Annotated in this window: 16 protein-coding genes; 3 read left to right on the top strand and 13 right to left on the bottom strand. The window is 70.5% G+C overall.

The window, feature by feature from the left end; all coding sequences use genetic code 11:
• Positions 1-149: 149 nt before the first annotated feature.
• Complete coding sequence (locus ACIP63_RS13830) at positions 150-797, top strand: bifunctional DNA primase/polymerase (RefSeq protein ID WP_401514752.1); 648 nt, start codon at positions 150-152, stop codon at positions 795-797.
• A 66-nt stretch (positions 798-863) separates the two neighbouring features.
• On the opposite strand, the gene ftsY is transcribed toward ACIP63_RS13830, so the two are convergent.
• Positions 864-2,069: a signal recognition particle-docking protein FtsY gene (ftsY, locus tag ACIP63_RS13825; RefSeq protein WP_401514750.1), complete on the bottom strand. Its 1,206-nt coding sequence runs from the start codon at positions 2,067-2,069 to the stop codon at positions 864-866.
• A gap of 110 nt (positions 2,070-2,179) precedes the next feature.
• Here ftsY and ACIP63_RS13820 point away from each other — a divergent pair, with 110 nt between their 5' ends.
• Positions 2,180-3,571, top strand: a complete 1,392-nt coding sequence (locus ACIP63_RS13820) for a purine-cytosine permease family protein (RefSeq protein ID WP_401514747.1) — start codon at positions 2,180-2,182, stop codon at positions 3,569-3,571.
• Positions 3,572-3,650: 79 nt separating this feature from the next.
• Here the strand turns inward: ACIP63_RS13820 and ACIP63_RS13815 are convergent, their stop codons facing one another.
• The 4 genes from ACIP63_RS13815 to ACIP63_RS13800 form a co-directional block, all read right to left on the bottom strand.
• The gene (locus ACIP63_RS13815; protein WP_401514744.1) at positions 3,651-5,069 is read right to left on the bottom strand and encodes a sugar porter family MFS transporter; all 1,419 of its coding nucleotides are present in this window, start codon (positions 5,067-5,069) and stop codon (positions 3,651-3,653) included.
• A 253-nt stretch (positions 5,070-5,322) separates the two neighbouring features.
• Positions 5,323-9,057, bottom strand: a complete 3,735-nt coding sequence (locus tag ACIP63_RS13810) for an AAA family ATPase (RefSeq protein WP_401514741.1) — start codon at positions 9,055-9,057, stop codon at positions 5,323-5,325.
• A 309-nt stretch (positions 9,058-9,366) separates the two neighbouring features.
• Positions 9,367-9,579 (bottom strand): hypothetical protein, encoded by a 213-nt coding sequence (locus tag ACIP63_RS13805; RefSeq protein WP_033304037.1) that lies wholly within the window; start codon positions 9,577-9,579, stop codon positions 9,367-9,369.
• A 437-nt stretch (positions 9,580-10,016) separates the two neighbouring features.
• Positions 10,017-10,298, bottom strand: a complete 282-nt coding sequence (locus ACIP63_RS13800) for an acylphosphatase (protein WP_073745712.1) — start codon at positions 10,296-10,298, stop codon at positions 10,017-10,019.
• A gap of 157 nt (positions 10,299-10,455) precedes the next feature.
• Between ACIP63_RS13800 and ACIP63_RS13795 the strand changes: the two genes are divergently transcribed.
• Positions 10,456-11,400 carry a CAP domain-containing protein gene (locus tag ACIP63_RS13795; protein ID WP_401514736.1) on the top strand — a complete coding sequence of 315 codons (945 nt, stop codon included), beginning with the start codon at positions 10,456-10,458 and terminating at the stop codon, positions 11,398-11,400.
• An 87-nt stretch (positions 11,401-11,487) separates the two neighbouring features.
• On the opposite strand, the gene mutM is transcribed toward ACIP63_RS13795, so the two are convergent.
• From mutM to ACIP63_RS13755, 8 genes are all read right to left on the bottom strand, one after another.
• Positions 11,488-12,345, bottom strand: coding sequence for a bifunctional DNA-formamidopyrimidine glycosylase/DNA-(apurinic or apyrimidinic site) lyase (gene mutM, locus ACIP63_RS13790; RefSeq protein WP_401514733.1), 858 nt, complete (start codon positions 12,343-12,345; stop codon positions 11,488-11,490).
• Positions 12,346-12,420: 75 nt separating this feature from the next.
• Positions 12,421-13,245, bottom strand: coding sequence for a ribonuclease III (gene rnc / locus ACIP63_RS13785; protein ID WP_401514730.1), 825 nt, complete (start codon positions 13,243-13,245; stop codon positions 12,421-12,423).
• Positions 13,246-13,264: 19 nt separating this feature from the next.
• Positions 13,265-13,438: a 50S ribosomal protein L32 gene (rpmF, locus tag ACIP63_RS13780; protein ID WP_003965982.1), complete on the bottom strand. Its 174-nt coding sequence runs from the start codon at positions 13,436-13,438 to the stop codon at positions 13,265-13,267.
• Between the two features lie 2 nt (positions 13,439-13,440).
• A complete protein-coding gene (locus ACIP63_RS13775) occupies positions 13,441-14,106 on the bottom strand; it encodes a YceD family protein (protein ID WP_401514727.1) in 666 nt (221 codons plus the stop codon).
• A gap of 137 nt (positions 14,107-14,243) precedes the next feature.
• Entirely contained in the window at positions 14,244-15,350 is a 1,107-nt protein-coding gene (locus ACIP63_RS13770; RefSeq protein WP_401514725.1) for a cell division initiation protein, read from the bottom strand.
• A 97-nt stretch (positions 15,351-15,447) separates the two neighbouring features.
• The gene (coaD, locus tag ACIP63_RS13765) at positions 15,448-15,927 is read right to left on the bottom strand and encodes a pantetheine-phosphate adenylyltransferase (RefSeq protein WP_041667884.1); all 480 of its coding nucleotides are present in this window, start codon (positions 15,925-15,927) and stop codon (positions 15,448-15,450) included.
• Between the two features lie 26 nt (positions 15,928-15,953).
• Positions 15,954-16,538, bottom strand: a complete 585-nt coding sequence (gene rsmD, locus ACIP63_RS13760) for a 16S rRNA (guanine(966)-N(2))-methyltransferase RsmD (protein WP_401514722.1) — start codon at positions 16,536-16,538, stop codon at positions 15,954-15,956.
• 88 nt (positions 16,539-16,626) lie between these two features.
• Complete coding sequence (locus ACIP63_RS13755; protein ID WP_401514719.1) at positions 16,627-19,860, bottom strand: helicase-related protein; 3,234 nt, start codon at positions 19,858-19,860, stop codon at positions 16,627-16,629.
• Positions 19,861-19,886: the final 26 nt, after the last annotated feature.

Here is a 19,886-nt window from a genome sequence, read left to right as displayed (position 1 = left end):
CAGCGAGCGGAGTGAAGCATTCAGGGGCGCGCGGTGCACCTCACGCACCTCTGCGGCGCGACCCCCGCGCTCCGGTGGATCGGCGGCGACGGAGGACGTCCGGTGCTCCGGGTCGTAACCACCGGTGAGTCGGACCCGTTGGAGGGGGCATGGGCTTCACGATCGGCGGCATCCGGGAGATGCGTTCCGGCACGCGACGGCGCGGCCGTGCGGCCGGGGCGACCGCGGTGGCCGAGTACACGGGACTCTGGGGCTGGGCGGTGGCTCCGGGCGCGCGTGCCGCGGCGGGTGTCTGCTCGTGCGGCGACACCGCGTGCGCCGCCCCCGGCGCGCATCCGCTGGGCTTCGCCGGCGAGGTGCCGCCGGGCGCCACCCTCGACATGGCCTCGGACGCCTGGGCCGAGGTGCCGGGCGCCTCGATGCTGCTCCCCGCCGGGCGCACCTTCGACGTCCTCGATGTCCCCGAGGCCGCGGGCCGGCGCGCGCTGGTGCGGATGGAGCGGATGGGTCTGCCCCTGGGGCCGGTGTCGGTGACGCCGACCGGCCGTACACAGTTCTTCGTCGCCCCGGGGGCGGCGGCGGGGCTCCCCGGGCTGCTCTACCGGATGGGCTGGGACGACGCGGACCTGGACCTGCGCGCACTGGGCCGCGGGGCGTACGTCACCGCTCCCCCGTCGGACCTCGGAGGCCTCGGCCCGGTCCGCTGGCTGCGCCCGCCGGCGCCGGACACGGCCGCCGCTCCCCCGCAGGCGCGACTGCTGCTGGGCACGCTCGCCTACATATGCCACCGGTGGTGAACGCCGAAGGGCGGTGACCCCCTCCCGGGGTCCACCGCCCTTCGCACGTACGCGGGGTACCGCCGGTCAGTCGCCGATCAGCGCGTCCACGAAGGCGCCCGGCTCGAACGGGGCGAGGTCGTCCGGACCCTCGCCGAGACCGATGAGCTTCACGGGGACGCCCAGCTCGCGCTGGACGGCGATCACGATGCCGCCCTTGGCGGTGCCGTCCAGCTTGGTGAGCACGATGCCGGTGATGTCGACCACCTCGGCGAAGACCCGCGCCTGGACGAGGCCGTTCTGCCCGGTCGTGGCGTCGAGGACGAGCAGGATCTCGTCGAGCGGCCCGTGCTTCTCGACGACCCGCTTGACCTTGCCGAGCTCGTCCATCAGGCCGGTCTTGGTGTGCAGCCGGCCCGCGGTGTCGATGAGCACCACGTCGGCACCCTCGGCGATGCCCTCCTTCACCGCGTCGAAGGCGATCGACGCGGGGTCGCCGCCCTCGGGGCCGCGCACCGTACGGGCGCCGACGCGTTCGCCCCAGGTCTGGAGCTGGTCGGCGGCGGCGGCGCGGAAGGTGTCCGCGGCACCGAGCACGACGCTGCGGCCGTCGGCGACGAGCACCCGGGCGAGCTTGCCCGTCGTGGTCGTCTTGCCGGTGCCGTTGACCCCGACGACCATCACGACGCCGGGGGTCGCCTCGCCGCCCTCGGTCTTCACCGCACGGTCGAAGCCGGGGCCGAGCAGGGTGACGAGCTCTTCGCGCAGCAGGGTGCGCAGCTCGTCGGGCGTACGGGTGCCGAGGACACGGACACGCTCACGGAGCCGCTCCACCAGCTCCTGGGTGGGGGCGACGCCGACGTCGGCGGTGAGGAGGGTGTCCTCGATCTCCTCCCAGGTGTCCTCGTCGAGGTTGTCGCGGGACAGGAGCGTGAGCAGCCCCTTGCCCAGGGAGTTCTGCGAACGGGCGAGCCGGGCGCGGAGCCGCACCAGGCGGCCGGCGGTGGGCTCGGGGACTTCGAGCTCGGGGATCTCCGGCTCGATGACGACGGGGGTTTCCTCGACGGGAGTCCCGGCGCCGGGGAGACCGACCTCCTCGATGGTGCGCCGCGCTTCGTCGCGCGGCGTCTCGGCCTCCTCGCCGACACGGGGCTCGGCGGGAGGAGTGAGGGTCGGCGTGCTCGACGGTGCCGAGGGCGGCAGCTGCTTCTTCTTGCGGCTGCTGACCACGAGCCCGCTGATCAGGCCGACCGCGACCAGGGCGATGACTACAGCAAGGATGACGATTTCCATAACGCGTCCAGTATCGGCCACAGCCGTGGTCCGGCGCGGCCCCTGGAGAGCGGCGGGTGTCGGCCGCATGGTCGGTATGCCACGTTTGGGCGTAAAGGTACGCTGCTGCCGTGGAGAACCGCGGCCTGGATCCCGTCCCCGACGACGAGCGCACCGGCCGGGTCCGCACCCTCTTCCCCACCTGGGTCACGGCCAACATGACGGTGCTGCTGCTGACCGTGGGGGCCGGGCTCACCGTGTTCAACGGACTGAATCTCTGGCAGGTGCTGGCCGTGGCGGTGACGGCCCCCGTGGTCTCGTACGGACTGGTCGGCCTGGTCTCGATCGCGGGCAAGCGCGGCGGGGCGCCGGGCATGGCACTGTCCAGGGCGGTTTTCGGACAGCGCGGCAACCTCTTCCCCGGAGCCCTGCTGTGGGTCGCCCGGTGGGGGTGGGAGACCGTGAACGCGGTCACCGGCTCCTACGCCCTCCTCACCGTACTCGACCTGCTGTTCGACGTCCGGCGTACCCACGCACTGGTCCTGGTCGTCCTGACGGCCTTCGTCGCCGCGGGCTTCCTCGTGTCCGGGCTCGGGATCAGGGCACTCCGTGTGTCCTCCTGGGTCTCCGTCCGGCTCTTCGGGGCGGCGAGCCTCCTGGTCCTGGTCCATCTGATCGGCTCGACCTCGTGGCGGACCGTCCTGGACCGGCCGCCCGGCCCGGCGGCGATGATGATCGCGGGGATCGGGACACTGGCCGCCGGGGGCATCAGCTGGGTCCCCTCCGCCCCGGACTTCGCCCGCTACCTGCCGCGCTCCGCGTCCGGCCGGGCCATGGTCGGCGCGACCGTGGGCGGGGCGCTGGTCACGGTGGCGCCGATGGTGATGATGGGCGCGGTCATGGCGGTGAGCTCACCGCACCTGGCCGTCACGAAGGACCCCGTGGCGTTCATCGGCGAGCTGCTGCCGATGTGGATCTCGGTGCCCTATCTCCTCACCGCGGTGGCCGGCATGGTGCTGATCAACGCGATGTCGATGTACTCCGCCGGCTTCACCGCGCAGACGCTCGGCTTCGCCATGCCCCGCGCCTGGGCCGTGGGCGTGAACGCGACGATCAGCCTGCTGCTGGGCGGGACCCTGATGATGGTGGCGACGAGCTTCCTCGGCACCTTCCTCTCGTTCCTGACCCTGCTCGGTGTGACGTTCTCCGCGTGGATCGGGGTCTTCGGCGTCGACCTGCTGCGTGGCCGTACGTACGACGCCGAGGCCCTCATGGACACGGGTCCCCGCAGCGGCTACTGGTACGCCGGGGGGTTCAGCCGGCAGGCCATGGGCGCCTGGGGGGCCGCACTGGCGACCGGGCTGCTGTTCACCGATGTCGAGTGGTTCACCGGCCCGCTCGCCGGCTTCTGGATCGGGCGCCACGGCCTGGGCTGGGCGGCCACGATCCTCGTCGCGGCGGGGGTGTACGCGGCGCTGCCGCGCCCGGCGGACGGGACGGGCGGTGCACCGGCCCGGTTCTGACCCCGGCACGGCAGAACGCTGCCCCGGGCCGGCATGGGCCGGACCGGGGCAGCGGGGTCGAGGAGAGGGGCAGCGGGGATTAGCCCATCTCCTCCAGCGCCTTGCCCTTGGTCTCCTTCACGAACTTGAGCACGAAGGGGATGGAGAGCACGGCGAAGCAGGTGTAGATGATGTAGGTGCCCGACAGGTTCCAGTCGGCCAGGCTCGGGAAGCTCGCGGTGATGGCCCAGTTGGCGATCCACTGCGCGGAGGCGGCGACACCGAGTGCGGCGGCGCGGATCCGGTTCGGGAACATCTCGCCGAGGAAGACCCAGACCACGACACCCCACGACAGGGCGAAGAAGAGCACGAAGACGTGGGCCGCGATCAGGGCGACGGTGCCCTGGGCCGTGGGCAGTTTGCCGTCGATGAGGTCCGCGGAGAAGGCCCATGCCTCGAACGCCAGGGCGACGGCCATACCCATGGACCCGATGAGGGCGAGCGGCCTGCGGCCGACCCGGTCCACCAGCACCATGGCGATCACGGTGCCGATGATGTTGATGATCGACGTGGTGAACGAGTAGAAGAACGAGTCGGTCGGGTCGATGCCGACGGACTGCCACAGCGTCGCCGAGTAGTAGAACGCGACGTTGATGCCGACGAGCTGCTGGAAGACCGAGAGGCCGATACCGACCCAGACGATCGGCAGGAAGCCGAAGCGGCTCCCGAGCAGGTCGCTGAACTTGCTCTTGTGCTCCCGGCGCATGGCCGTCTCGATCTCGTTCACACGCGCGTCGAGGTCGACGTTCTTGCCCTCGACCTCTTCGAGGATCTTCCGGGCACGGTCCTTCTTGCCGACGGAGATCAGGAAGCGCGGCGACTCGGGGATCGCGAAGGACAGCAGCCCGTACAGGATGGCGGGCACGACCATCACGCCGAGCATCCACTGCCAGGCCTCGAAGCCCGCGATCTTGCCGCGCTGGTCGCCGTCGGCGATCTGCAGGATGCCGTAGTTGACCAGCTGCGAGATGGCGATACCGACGACGATGGCGGCCTGCTGGAAGGAGCCGAGGCGCCCTCGGTAGGCGGGCGGCGAGACCTCGGCGATGTAGGCCGGGCCGATGACGGAGGCCATGCCGATCGCGAAGCCGCCGATGATCCGCCACATGGCGAGGTCCCAGAGGGCGAACGGCAGCGCGGATCCGACGGCGCTGATGGTGAAGAGCACCGAGGCGATCTGCATACAGCGGATACGGCCGATCCGGTCGGCGATGCGTCCCGCCGTCGCCGCGCCGATGGCGCAGCCGATCAGCGCGATCGCGATCACCTGGGCGAGCGTCCCCGACCCGATGTCGTAGCGGTCGCGGATGGCCTCGACGGCCCCGTTGATCACGGAGCTGTCGTAGCCGAAGAGGAAGCCGCCCATCGCTGCGGCTGCGGTGATGAAGATGACATGGCCGAGATGGTCCGGGTGGGCCTCCCGGGCTCCGGACTCCGGTCCGCGCGCTGTGCTGGTCACATGAACTCCTGGTACCTGGCCGCAACGTCAGGTGTGGGGGGTGAGCCCTCCTAGTGGCGCACAACTTCCAGCCGACCACCACTTGAAGGTAAAAACAACATTGCTGAGGTTATGCGTTCAAGTTTCGAAGTCAAGACCTGGGTCCGGGCGAAGTGGTCCCTCACAAGTACCCAGGAACGCCCAAAAGGTGCGTTGAAGTGTTGAAGATTAGGTAAAGGAGATGTGACTGCACGTCAGTCGATGAACCGATGGCTCAGCGAAGCCGCTGGCTGATCACCTTGGAGACTCCGTCGCCCTGCATCGAGACCCCGTACAGCGCGTCGGCGACCTCCATCGTCCGCTTCTGGTGCGTGATGACGATGAGCTGGGAACTCTCCTGGAGCTCCACCATGATCCGGATCAGACGCTGCAGATTGGTGTCGTCGAGCGCCGCCTCCACCTCGTCCATGACGTAGAACGGGCTCGGCCTGGCCTTGAAGATGGAGACCAGCAGGGCAACGGCCGTAAGGGACCGCTCGCCGCCGGAGAGCAGGGAGAGCCGCTTGACCTTCTTGCCCGGAGGCCTGGCCTCGACGTCGAGACCGGTCGTCAGCATGTTGTCCGGGTCGGTGAGGATGAGACGGCCCTCGCCGCCCGGGAAGAGCCGGGAGAAGACGCCCTCGAACTCGCGTGCGGTATCCCGGAACGCCTCCGTGAACACCTGCTCGACCCGCTCGTCGACCTCCTTGATCACCTGCATCAGATCGGCCCGGGTCTTCTTCAGGTCTTCGAGCTGCTCGGAGAGGAACTTGTGCCGTTCCTCCAGCGCCGAGAACTCCTCCAGGGCGAGAGGATTCACCTTCCCGAGTTGCTGATACGCCCGTTCGGCCGCCTTCAGGCGCTTCTCCTGCTCGGCCCTGACGAACGGCTTCGGCTGGTTGCGCGGGTCCTCCGGATCCGCCGGGAGCTCCTCGCCCTCCGCCGCGGGGGACGGCGGCACCAGCTGATCGGGGCCGTACTCGGCGGCCAGGCCGGCCGGCTCGACGCCGAACTCCTCCAGCGCCTTGGCCTCCACCTGCTCTATGCGCAGCCTCTTCTCGGCCCCGAGCACCTCGCCCCGGTGCACCGAGTCGGTGAGCCGGTCGAGCTCGCTCTTGAGATCACGGCCGCGTCCGCGTTCGGCCGCCAGGTCCCGCTCGCGCTCGGCCTTCGCCGCCTCGGCCCGGGTCCGCTCCTCGTCCGCCCGGACGACCGAGACCTCCACGTGGGCGAGCAGCTGTCGGGCGCCCGACGCCACGGCTGCGGCCACGGCCGCCTCGTGGCGCAGCCGGGCACGGCGCTGCTCGGCGCGGGTGCGCGCCTCGCGCTCGGCCCGGGCCCCGCGGTCGAGGGCGTCGGCCCGTCCGGCGAGCGCCTTGACCCGCTCCTCGTGCGTACGGGCCTGGAGGCGGGCCTCCATCTCGGTCTGGCGTGCGTTGGCCCCGTCGGCGGCGAGCCGGTCCCGTACGGAGCTGTCGGGCTCTTCCTCGACCGGGGTCTCCTCCGCGACCAGCAGCCGTTCCGCCAGCTCCTCGGCCTCCTCGGTGGCCCGCTCCAGCGCCTCCTGCGCCCGGGCGGCGGAGGCGGTCATCCGCTCGGCCTCCCCCGCGGCGCCACGCGCCTGCCCGGCGAGCCGTCCGAGCTGCTGCGCCACTCCCGACTTCTCCCGCTCGGCGGCCCGGCGCCGCTCCCCGAGCTCCTCCACGCGGGCGGCGCACTCGCCGCGCCGTGCGGCCTCGGCCCGCTGGGCCGAGGCGAGTTCCTCGCAGCGCACGGCGAGCTCGGCGAGCTCGGCGGCGGCCTCGTCGACGGATGCCTGGACCTCCAGCAGGCTGGGCGCCCCGGCGGACCCGCCGTGGGCGAAGTGGGCGCCCAGCACATCGCCCTCGGCGGTGACGGCGGTCAGTCCGGGGTGGGTGGCGACCAGCTCCTCCGCGTCCTCCAGGGTGCCGACGACGACCATGTCGCGCACCAGCCGCCGCACGGCCGCCATCAGGTCGGCGGGCCCCCGCACCAGGCTCGCGACGGCGGGCGCGGCGGATCCCCCGGTGGCGACGGCCGGGCCGGCCGATGCCGCGCCGGAGACCGTGATGGTTGCCGGACCGTGCTCCGCCCCGGAAACCGTGGCGGCCGCGGAACCGTGCTCGATGGCGGCCGTGGGGCCGGAGGCCTGCCCGGGCACCTGTCCGGCCGGGCCGTCGACGGGCTCCCGCGGCTGCTCCGTACCCTGCGCGGGTACCTGCCTGCCCGCCGCTCCGCCTGTCACCAGCGCCGCGCGCCCCGCGTCCTGCTTACGCAGCAGACGGATCGCCTCCGCCGCTGTGGCCGGACCCGTCACCGCGACGGCGTCGGCGGCCGCGCCCAGTGCGGCGGCCACCGCGATCTCGTGCCCGGGGGCCACCGTGAGCAGCTCCGCGACCGGTCCGAGCAGCCCGGTGAGCCGGTCCCCCGCACCGAGCAGCGCCCCGGTGCCGTCCTTGCGGCGAAGGCCCAGCGACAGCGCCTCGTGCCGGGCGGAGACCGCCGCGCGGCTGCGTTCGGCCGCGGTGACCGCCTCGCGCGCCGCGCTCAGTGCCGCCTCCGACCCGGCGAGTTCCCGTTTGGCGGCATCGTGCTGCTCCGCCAGCTCCGCGTCGCCCGCGTCCAACCCCTCGACCTCGGCCTTGAGCTGCTCGTACTCCTCCTGGGCGGCGACCGCCCGCTCCTGCGCCTCGTCCCGCGACGCGGCCAGCCGGTCGATCTCGGCCTGCGCCGAACCCGCGCGGCTGCGCGCGGCGTTGACCTGCCCGGTGAGCCGGGCGAGCCCTTCGCGCCGGTCGGCGATGGCCCGGGCCGCGTCCCGGAGCCTGCGCTCCTCGGCGGCCAACTCCCGCTCCAGCTCGGCCCGGTGCGCGGTCGTGTCCTCCAGGGCGTGCTCGGCCGCTTCGAGCGCCGCCTCCAGTTCCGCCTCCTGCTCGCGGATCCGGGCTGCCTCACGCTCCATGTCCTCCGGGTCCCGCCCGCGCCGCTCCTCCTCCGGCGCGGCGGTGGCGCTCTTCACCCTGGCGTCGGCGAGCGAGATCGTGCCCCGCACGCGTTCGGCCAGCTGCGAGAGTTCGTACCAGGTCTGCTGGGCCCGCTGCAGCCGCGGGGCGAGCCTGCGTACCTCGTCCTCCAGGTCCGCCTCGCGGGCGAGCGCCGCCTTGAGCTCGGCCTCCGCCGCTTCCCTGCGCTGTTTGAGGGCGGCCTCGTCGGCGATCTCGCCGCGCAGCGCCTCCCGCAGCCTCACCAGGTCGTCGGCGAGCAGGCGCAGCCGTGCGTCGCGGAGGTCGGCTTGGATGACGGCGGCCCGGCGGGCCACGGCTGCCTGCCGGCCCAGCGGTTTGAGCTGGCGCCGGAGTTCGTCGGTGAGGTCCTGGACGCGGGCGAGGTTGGCGCCCATCGCCTCCAGCTTCCGCAGCGCCTTCTCCTTGCGCTTACGGTGCTTGAGCACACCCGCCGCCTCTTCGATGAAGGCGCGGCGCCCCGTCGGATCGGCGTGCAGGACCGAGTCCAGCCGGCCCTGGCCGACGATGACGTGCATCTCACGGCCGATACCGGAGTCCGAGAGGAGTTCCTGGATGTCGAGCAGCCGGCAGGTGTCGCCATTGATCTGGTATTCGCTGCCACCGTTGCGGAACATGATCCGGGTGATCGTCACCTCGGCGTACTCGATGGGCAGAGCACCATCGGAATTGTCGATGGTCAGCGACACTTCCGCGCGGCCCAGAGGCGGCCTTCCCGTGGTGCCGGCGAAGATCACGTCTTCCATCTTGCCGCCGCGCAGGGATTTGGCCCCCTGCTCCCCCATGACCCAGGAGAGGGCGTCCACCACATTGGATTTACCCGACCCGTTGGGGCCGACGACACAGGTGATCCCCGGTTCGAACCGCAGGGTCGTGGCGGAGGCGAACGATTTGAAACCACGGAGGGTCAGGGCCTTGAGGTGCACGCCGCCGGACTCTACCTTTCACTCTCGGTTTCGCTGATGAAGGTGCAGGGCACATCAGACGGTAAGCGAAGAGCGATAGGCCGACGACGGCCCGGGGGGAAAGAAAGAAGGGACGCCGGAGCGTCCCTTGTAAATCCTGCACGGTGTTGCTGTGCAGTCATCCGAGCACAGTCTTGCGTAACGGATCGCTGGCGGACCGGATCACGAGCAGTCCTCGGTGTTCCGGGACGACGATCCGTGACGAAGACTTCGATGGTTGATCCCGAGCGGCTGGCGTGTGGCCCGACCGGCCCCGGCAGGGCCGTGGGGTCAGGTCAGCGCGGGCTCCGCCTGGGGTACGTCGATGTCGATGCTGTCGAGCAGCGACTCCTGGTGCTGGGCGGCGGCGTTGAGCGCGTCGTTCTCGTCCTGGATCCGTACGAGCTCGGATTCCAGGTCCTGGACGCGCTTCTGGAGCCGTCGCATCTCGGCGAGGAGTCGCGGATCGGAACCGCCGACGTAACCGAGAAGCGCCTTTGCCATGATGAAAGGTCCTCCACACTGAGTGACCGACCGATGCGGTGTGGGTCGTGAGGGAATCGCACCCGCGGTGCTCGGCAGTGCTGTGAATTCACTGCTGTTCTGCTGTCACCAGCTCTGCCGAACAGCTAAGGTGCGCGGGGTTTTCAGCGTCTCACCAAAAAGTTTGACGGTCAACACGATCACACGCCTGCGGACCGGGTGTCCCGGGGGTGCGCGGCCCGACGATCATGCGGCGCGACTCTCCTGCGGGTTCCCGAAGGGTGTGGAGATCTTCGTCAATGCCGCAGCCTGGCACGGCGCGCCGGTCTTGGCAACCATCTCCAGGCGCCGGCTTCCTCCGCAGGTCATTTCGGGTGCGAGGTCTTCACCCGCCCCCTGTTCACCGCTCGTCGTCGCCCGTGCGCACAGCGCCTCCGGCCCGCGTTTCCTGAGCGGGATCAGCGGATCGCGAACCCCTCGTATCCGCCGCGCGGCGTGTCCCAGATCTCAGTGACTCCGTCCACGCGCCCGGGTGTGTCGTCGGAGCCGAGCCAGTCGAGCAGACGGTGGCAATTCTCACGCGGCCCTTCGGCCACCACCTGTACCCGGCCGTCGTCGAGATTGAGGGCGAAACCGGTGAGGTTTCCGATCTCCAAAGCATTTGCCCTGGTGAACCAGCGGAACCCTACTTGCTGTACTCGGCCGCGTACCCATACGACGAGTCGTGCATCTTCGTTCATGCCCGAACGCTAACCGTCCAATTGCTCAAGGAGCACGCCGCCCCAAACCGCCATGGCGTAAGGTCCCCTCGCAATAGCCTCACCCGAACGGGTGAGTTTGATCTTTTTACACGGTGACGTCGTCATGACGCCCCGGAGCACGAGGAAGGCACAGCGCATGGGACGGCATCGACGCGCAGGCGCGGCCCCCGCCGCTGAGCAGCACGCGGCGCACGCGGAGGACGGGCCCCGGGGCGCGCGCCGGAAGAAGCGAGCCGGTATACCCGTACGCGCCGGGCTCCTCGGCGTGTCCGCGGCCGTGGCCGTCGGAGCGGTCGCCGTGGCCTCGGGCCTGCTGCCCGGCGGTGACAGCTACAGCGTGAGCGGGGGCGGGGCCGCCGACCAGGTCCACGCCGGCGGTGCTCCCGATCTGCTGACCCAGGGCGAGTCCTCCGCCGAGCCGACCGGACGCACCTCCGCCTCCGCGTCCGCCGAGGCCGACCGGGGTTCCGGCCGTTCCGCCGCACCCTCGAAGTCCCCTTCGGCCACCCCTAGCGAGAAGCCGGCCAAGAAGCCGTCCGCCACCGCGACGAGACCGGCGACGAAGACTCCGGAGCGCACGAAGGCTCCCGCGCCGGAGCCGAAGAAGACCACGTCGTCCAGCCCCGCGGCCAGGAAGCCGGCCGCTCCGAAGACCTCGTCCGCCGCGCCGAGCCGCAAGGCCCCCGCCCCGGCGAGCCCGTCCGCCACCACCGCTCAGGCCGCCGTGCTCACCCTGGTCAACCAGGAGCGGGCGAAGGTCGGCTGCAGCCCGGTCACCACGAGCGCCTCGCTGACCGCGCTCGCCCAGGACTTCAGCGAGGACATGGCCGCCCGCGACTTCTTCGGCCACACCGACCCCGACGGAGCGACCCCCTGGGACCGTGCCGCCGCAGCGGGTGTGCAGGGTCTGGGCGGCGAGAACATCGCCCGGGGCCAGGCCGACGCACAGGCCGTGATGGACGCCTGGATGAACAGCGACGGCCACCGCGCAAACATTCTCAACTGCGATTACAAGACGCTCGGCGTGGGGGTCCACCTCGGCTCCGGCGGCCCCTGGTGGACGCAGGACTTCGGCTTCTGAGCCATCCGCACCGTCCGCGTTCCGAGCCGTCCGCACCGTCGCGGTGAGCCGCGGTGGCCGCGACGGTGCGGGGGACGGCCGGTCGCGTCAGGAGATCCGCGGCGGACGCTGGCAGCGCGGGCAGAAGTAGCTGGAGCGGTTCATCCACGGCCGTCGGCGCATCGGCGTACCGCAGCGGCGGCAGGGTTCGTCCTCGCGTCCGTAGGCGTCCAGCGACCGGTCGAAGTAACCGGACTCGCCGTTCACGTTGACGTACAGGCTGTCGAAACTGGTGCCGCCCTGGTCGAGGGCCTCCCGCATCACGTCCCGGACATGGCCGAGCAGCTCCGCCGTCCTCGGGCGGGTCAGTGTCGCGGTCGGCCGCTCGTAGTGCAGCCGGCTGCGCCAGAGCGCCTCGTCGGCGTAGATGTTGCCCACGCCGCTGATCAGGGACTGGTCGAGCAGGGCGCGCTTGACCGTCGTACGGCGCAGGCGCAGCGCCAGGTGGAAGGCGGTGTCGTCGAAGGCCGGGTCGAGGGGGTCGCGCGCGATGTGCGCGATCACGTCGGGCAGGCCGTCGGGGGTGTTGGCGTGCAGCGAGAGCCCGCCGAAGGTCCGCTGGTCGACGAAGCGCAGCTCGGTGCCGAGCGCGTCGTCGAAGCGGATCCTGATCCGCAGGTGCTTCTCGTCGGGGGCGTCCTCGGGCTGGACGAGCAGCTGACCGCTCATGCCCAGGTGTCCCAGGAGCGAGGACTCCACCTCGTCGAGGGGGACCCAGAGGTACTTGCCGCGGCGCATCGCCGTACCGAAGCGCAGACCACGGAGCCGCGCCGCGAAGTCCGGGCCGCCCGCGAGGTGCCGGCGCACCGCACGCGGGTGCAGCACCTCGACGTCCTCGACGGTGCGCCCGGCGGTCCAGCGCTCCAGACCCCGGCGCACGACTTCGACCTCGGGCAGTTCGGGCACGGTGACTCCTTCGGCACAGGGGGAAGACAACGAGAACCCCCCGGCGCACAAGGCACCGGGGGGCTCTCGGACGGTTCAGGCCGGAGCCGCGTCCGAGTGCGGCGACGGGTCGTCGGCAGGGATGTCAGCGATCCCTCCGTCGGCAGCGGCCTTGGCCGCGGCCTCCCGTGCCTCCGCGGCGGCGCTGATCTCGCGCCATGCGGACTCGGCAGCCTGCTGCTCCGCTTCCTTCTTGCTACGGCCGGTGCCGGTGCCGTACGAGACACCACCGACGCGAGCGGCAGCAGTAAAGGTCTTCTCGTGATCGGGGCCGGTCTCCGTGACGAGGTACTCGGGGACTCCGAGGCTCTCGCTCGCGGTGAGCTCCTGGAGACTGGTCTTCCAGTCCAGGCCGGCTCCGAGGTTGGAGGACCTGTCGATCAGCGGGTCGAAGAGCCGGTGGACCAGCTCCGAGGCCGCGCTGAGGCCCTGGTCGAGATAGACGGCGCCGATCACCGCTTCAAGGGTGTCGGCGAGGATGGAAGCCTTGTCCCGGCCACCCGTGCCCTCTTCACCACGGCCGAGCCGGATGAAGGAGCCGAGTTCGAGGCCGCGGCCCACTTCCGCAAGCGCACGCGAGTTGACCACCGCGGCCCGCAACTTGGCCAGCTGGCCTTCGGGCAGGTCGGGGTGGGTGCGGTACAGCGTGTCCGTGACCACCAGGCCGAGCACGGAGTCCCCGAGGAACTCCAGCCGCTCGTTGGTGGGCAGACCGCCGTTCTCGTACGCGTACGAGCGATGGGTCAGCGCACGCACCAGAAGGGCGGACTCGAGGTGATACCCGAGCCGCCCTTCCAGAAGCGTGTGGGACGAGGCTGTGTTGATGTTGTCTGTCTTCTTGGAGCTGGACAACTCAGACATCGGGCCTCTCACCAGCCGCTCAGACCTCGAGGACCTGGCGCTTGTTGTAGGTGCCGCAGCTCGGGCACGCAATGTGCTGGAGCTTCGGCTCCTGGCAACGCTCGCACGAAACCAGGGTGGGGACCGCAGCCTTCCACTGCGACCGGCGGTGGCGCGTGTTGCTGCGCGACATCTTCCGCTTCGGAACAGCCACGGCTACTTCTCCTGCTTCTCGTCGACGCCCGGTTCGGCGCCGCCCATGTTGTCCTTCTCGCCGTCCTGAACGGTCTCGGCGAGTCCTTGCAGTGCCGCCCAACGGATGTCGACGGCATCGTGGTGGTGGTCCGGATTCTCGTCCAGCCTGATTCCGCACTCGGAACACAGACCGGCACAGGTCTCCTTGCACACCGGCTGCAGCGGCAGTGCGAGCACCACCGCGTCACGCAGCACAGGCTCGAGGTCGAACGAGTCGTCCTCGAGAAAGAACCTGTCCTCGTCGTCCTCGGCGTCGTCGACCGGGTCCGCGGTCCTGCTGCGGTTCCGGTCATCGGCGTCAGGGTACGAGAACATCTCCTGGAAGTCCGCTTCGACCTCGAGGGCCAGCGGCTCCAGACACCTTACGCACTCCCCCTCGGCCGTCGCACGGGCGGTGCCTGTGACGAGCACCCCTTCCATGACCGATTCGAGGCGGAGGTCCAGCGCCACGGGCGCGTTCTCCTGCACACCGATGACCCCGTCGATACCGAGGTCCTTCGGAGCTTCCACCGTGCGGGTCAGCCGCTTCATGGCACCAGGACGCCGGCCCAGCTCGCGCGTATCGAACACGAGAGGGCTGCGGTGGTCGAGGTGGCCGTTCAGGGCTTTTCCTGCTTTCGAGATCATGTGCGTGGTGCGGCTTCGGGAGGGCCACCCCTGTCCTGACGGAAAGAGGGCAGCCGGGATCGCGGACATACACGCGACCGAAGAGCCAGGATACTGGACGTACCGCCCAGCTCCCAATCCGGTACGCCCCGCTCCGGTCAGCGGCCCTGTTCGTAGCGGCGCAGCTGTTCCAGGTCGATCATGCTGGTGTCGAAGAGGCTGGTCTCGTCGAGCGCGCTCTCGCCCTGCTGCGCGGGCACCTGGCCCTGCTGCGGCCAGTACTCCTGCTGCTGGTTCGGGTCGTACGGCTGCTGCTGGTAGGCGCCGTACGGGTCCTGCTGCTGGTAGCCGTAGCCGTCCTGGAGCTGCTGGTCCTGGTAGCCGTACGTCTGCGCGTACTGCGGCTCGGACTGCCCCTGGGCCGGGAAGCCGGTCTGCGCGGGGTCCTGGTAGTCGGCGGCCGGCGTGTAGTCCGGCTGTGCGGGCTCGGCGTAGGACGGCTGCCGGAGGCTCTGCTGCGGCTCGGGGGTGGAGAGCGCGGCCAGACCCGCCCAGTGGTCCTCGTCGCTGGTCTGCAGGTGGCCACCCGCCGCGTCCTGGGCGGCCATGTGCGCGCCGAGCTCGTCGGTGGCGACCCGGCCGTGCAGCTTCTGGCGGCCCCGGCCGACGGCCTCCAGGGTCTTCGCGAGCACGGCCTCGAAGGCGCCGAGCTTGGTGTCCACGTAGTCGTCGGCGCGGCGGCGGAGCGTCTCGGGGTCGGCGCTGCGCTCCGGGGCCTCCGCGAAGTCGGGGTCCTCGTAGCCCTGCTCGTCGAGGCCCTCGCTCCGGCCCAGGAGCTTCTCGCGGCCCCGGTCGACGGAGCCGATGGTCTTGGTGAGGACGACCTCGAAGTTGGCGAGCTTGCTGTCGACGTACTCGTCGGCCTCGCCGCGGACCTCGTCGGCCTCCCTGCGGGCCTCGGACAGGATGCGGTCCGCCTCGGCCTGGGAGCGCTGGGCGATCTCGGTGCCGGAGATCAGCGAGCCGCGCTCCGCGCGGGCCGACTCGATGATCCGCTCGGCCTCCTGCCGGGCCTGCTCCACGAGCTGCTCACGGCCGCCGATGAGCTCTTCGGCGTGGGCCAGCGAACCGGGCAGGGCCTCGCGGACCTCCTCGAGCATCGCGAGCAGTTCGGCCCGGTTGACCACGCAGGAGGCCGACATGGGCATGGAGCGGGCGTTCCCGACCGTTTCGACGATCTCGTCGAGCTTCTTCTGCACGTCCACCGTGTGCTCGCCACTCTCTGCTGCTGTTGGAGACGGACGGGACGACTGTAAGGCCAGTCGCCTCCCGTCCGACACCTGGTGACGGCCGGTCAGCGCATCACTTCTCGCCCAGACGCTTCACCAGGGCCTCGTGGACCGTCGGCGGCAGCAGGTGGGCCACGTCGCCACCCCAGGTGGCGACCTCCTTGACCAGGGAGGACGACAGGAAGCTGTAGGTGGGGTTCGTCGGCACGAAGAGCGTCTCGACCCCCGAGAGGCCGTTGTTCATCTGGGCCATCTGCAGCTCGTAGTCGAAGTCGCTCACGGCCCGCAGGCCCTTCACGATCGCCGGGATGTCGCGCTGCTTGCAGAAGTCGACCAGCAGGCCGTGGAAGGACTCGACCTCGACGTTGCCGAAGTCCGCCGTGACCTCGCGGATCAGCTCGATCCGCTCGTCGACGGTGAACAGGCCCTTCTTGGACTGGTTGATCATCACGGCGACGTGCACGACGTCGTACAGCTTCGAGGCTCGTCCGATGATGTCGAGATGTCCGTTGGTGATGGGGTCGAACGACCCCGGACAGACGGCGCGGCGCAACGTGGTTCCCTCGCTCTCCGGTGCGGTCATCGTGCGTCTTCGCACGTAGAGGCGGCGCGACCGTACCAAAACGTGGCTTCGCCGTATCGACGGGCCCGCTGTGGCTCGAATCCTTCGGGCCAGTTGAATTCTCCGCCTCTGGTGCTCCGTTCCACCGTGACGAGGGCGTCGCCGGTGAGCCACCCCTGAGCACGGAGTGTGAGCAGGATCTCCCCAAGATCGTCGTCGGTGACGGCGTACGGCGGATCCAGGAAAACCACGTCGTACGGGTCCGAGGGTGCCGGTCCTGCCACGATCTGTTCGGCTCTGCCCGCACGGAATTCGGCGCCGGGCAGGCCGAGGGAGCGGATGTTGTCGCGGACGGTGCGCGCGGCCTTGGCGTCGGCCTCCACGAGCAGCGCGTGGGCCGCTCCGCGCGAGAGCGCCTCCAGGCCCACCGCGCCGGAGCCCGCGTAGAGATCGGCGACACGGACGCCGTCGAGGGTGCCCAGGAGCGCTTCCCAGGTGGAGAACAGGGCCTCGCGCGCACGGTCGGAGGTGGGGCGGGTGCCGGTGCCGGGCGGGACGGCCAGGCGGCGTCCGCCGGCCGAGCCGGCGATCACGCGGGTCATGGGTGTCTGTTCCTCGGGTCGCGGGGGCACACAGGACGGGACGCGTGCCGTGTTCCCCACGATATGGCGTCGCCGGGGATCCGCCCGGTCACCCCTTGTCGAGATACTCCTCCCGGTCCTTGTCGAGCAGGGCGTCCAGCGCGGTGCGCAGCTCCGGCAGGCGTTCGAGCCCGGGGTCGTCCGCGACGACGCGGACGGCCTCCTCGCGGGCGGCCGCGATGACCTCCTCGTCGTCGATGACGCTGAGCACCCGCAGGGAGGAGCGGACACCGGACTGGGCCTGGCCGAGGACGTCGCCCTCGCGCCGCTGTTCGAGGTCGATGCGGGAGAGCTCGAAGCCGTCGAGGGTGGCGGCGACCGCGGAGAGCCTGGCCCGGGCGGGGCTCGCCTCATGGGCCTCGCTGACCAGCAGACAGAGGCCGGGGGCGCTGCCGCGTCCGACGCGGCCCCTGAGCTGGTGCAGCTGGGACACCCCGAAGCGGTCCGCGTCCATGATCACCATCGCGGTGGCGTTGGGGACGTTCACCCCGACCTCGATGACGGTGGTGGCGACCAGGACATCGGCCTGGCCGGCGGCGAACCGGCGCATGACGTCGTCCTTGTCGTCGGGCGGCATCCTGCCGTGGAGGATCTCGACGCGCAGACCGGCCAGCGGGCCCTTGGCGAGCTGCTCGGCGATGTCCAGTACGGCGAGCGGCGGCCGCTTCTCCGCGTCGTCCTCGCGGGCGGCCTTCTTCTTCCCCTTCTTCCCGGCCTCGTCGGCGTCGTCCCCGATGCGGGGGCAGACCACGTACGCCTGGTGGCCGTTCTCCACCTCCTCGCGGACGCGTTCCCAGGCGCGGCTGAGGAAGTGCGGCTTGTCCTTGGCGGGGACGACATGGCTGGCGATCGGCGAACGGCCGGCGGGGAGCTGGTCCAGGACGGAGGTCTCCAGGTCGCCGAAGACGGTCATCGCGACCGTACGGGGAATGGGGGTGGCCGTCATGACGAGCAGGTGGGGCGGCTGCTTGCCCTTGGAACGCAGCGCGTCGCGCTGTTCCACGCCGAAGCGGTGCTGTTCGTCGACGACGACCAGGCCGAGGTCGTGGAACTGGACCTTGTCCTCGATCAGCGCGTGGGTGCCGATGACGATCCCGGCCTCGCCCGTGACGAGGTCGAGCAGCGCCTGGCGGCGGGCCGCCGTGCCCATGGAGCCGGTGAGCAGGACGACCTTCGTGCCCAGGTCGGATCCTCCGAGCATGCCGCCTTCGGCCAGCTCGCCCATCATCTCGGTAACCGACCGGTGGTGCTGCTGGGCGAGCACCTCGGTGGGCGCGAGCATCGCCGCCTGGCCGCCCGCGTCGACGACGGTGAGCATCGCGCGCAGGGCGACCATCGTGTTGTGGGTGACCGTGAAGTGATCGGTGATGTACGCGTGACTCGGGTGGGCGACACTGATGCACTGCACCGGCTTTCGCCCGACGTACTCGACCGAGCGAATTCCACGCCGGAACGTGTTGTACTTCGGTCGGGTCCGCATGCGTGAGGCCTTGCGAGTGAGCCGGAACGGCACGTACTCGGCAGGCATGGCGATCGACACGTTGAAGGCCGCCTGTTTCGGATGCACCCGGGCGCGCCCACCGAGTGAACGGACAAGCCAGGCCACGTCGTCGGCCAACTGCCGCGAGGCCGAGCAGAACGAAACACACATCCCTTGAGCGTCCACGGTCCCGCCCGTGTCCATGAGCCCTTGCAGGACAGCAAGCCGATGCTTGACCGTCGTGTTCATGAATACCGGTGGGATGAATTTGTGGTGCGACGTAGCCCCCCACAGATGCAGCGCACGCAGCACGCTGATGACCGGGTTCCGTCGCGATCCGCTCCTGACCCCCGTCATCCGGATGGTGTAGTCACATGTCGAACCTGGCACGGGTACCAGCTCGCAGTCCGGTCCCAGTACGGATCGCGCTGCCATCAGGATCTCGTCGTCGGCCGTGGACAGAAGCAGGTTGTGACGGAACGAGCCGTCCCCGAGCAGCAGTCCGAAGACATAGGGGTCGAGGGGCGGCTCCGACCCCGATGTGAGATCCGCCGGTGTGGCGGACGGGAGATACCACTTGGACGACCCGTTGGCCTCGCACGTGTCCATCCTGATCTCGCGGGTCGTCATCACCTTGGGCGTTTCCCCGCGGGCCCAGGCACAGCTGGTCCCGACGATCCACAGATGCTCGTCATCGGCTTCGACCACGGTGTCGTCGGACAGGACAAGCCGCCAGACATCCCGCTCTCCCTGGGGGAAGACCCCGTCGACTGCGGCGACTTCCCCCGTGGGAACCACTACCTCGTCGCCCTGCACGACGGCCCCCATGGGCTTGTAGCCCTCGGGGGTCAGAACCAGCGCGTCGAGCGGCTGCGCTTTCCCCGAGCCCACCTCGCCCTGCAGCAGCCGGTGCATCGGGTGTTCGGTCGCCAGGTCGCCGAAGATCTCCCCGGTGACCTTCTGCTGGCCTTCGGTGAGCGTGAAGGGCAGCTTGGCGTCGAAGGCGTCGAGCAGGCCGCCGGACACGGACCTCCGGGCCACCGCGGGGAGCTGGGTGTCGGCGTAGCGGCGGCGGGCGAGCGCGACCTGGAGGACGAAGGCCTCGTCCCAGCGCAGCCGGTCCCGCGCGGCCGCGATGTCCGCCTTGGTGTGCGGGCGGTGGATCCTGAGGAGCGCCTCGGGCAGGGGGACGAAGCCGCGTCCTTCGCGCAGTGCCGGCGGCAGCGGGTCGACCGCCTCCTGCGCGCTGGGCAGGACCGTGTCGACGGCCTTGGCGATCCGCCAGGAGTCGAGCTGCTTGCAGGCCGGGTAGATCGGCAGCAGCTGCCCGGCGAAGGCGTCGACGGCCTCGGTCACGTCGGCCGTCTCGTCGCTGTCCTTCGCGTCCAGGAGCTGGTACGTGGGGTGGGCCAGCTGCATCTTCCTGTTGAAGACGGAGACCTTGCCCGCGAACATGGCCCGACGGCCGGGCAGGAGCTCCTTGTGGGGCTTGTGGACGCCGTGTCCGAAGAAGACCAGCTGGAGCCGGCCGCTCCCGTCGGTGAGGGTGACCTCCAGCCGTTTGCCGCGGCCGTTGTTGAACATCATGATCCGCGCGTCGGCGACCTGGGCGACGACCGTCACATGCTCGTCGAGCGGGAGCTCGGTGAGCGCCGTGAGACGGCCCCGCTCCTCGTACCGCCGCGGGTAGTGGTGCAGCAGATCACCGACCGTGTGCAGGTCGAGGTGTTCGGCCATCACCTTCGCGGTGGCTCCGCCGAGCAGCTTCTTCAGGGGTTCATCGAAAGCGGACACGCGGTCCATTGCACACCACGCCACTGACAGATGTC

It is taken from the genome of Streptomyces sp. NPDC088746, from assembly GCF_044751065.1.
Taxonomy (GTDB): domain Bacteria; phylum Actinomycetota; class Actinomycetes; order Streptomycetales; family Streptomycetaceae; genus Streptomyces.
The sequence above is the reverse complement of the archived record's forward strand: the minus strand, read 5'-3'. Positions and strand labels throughout refer to the sequence as shown.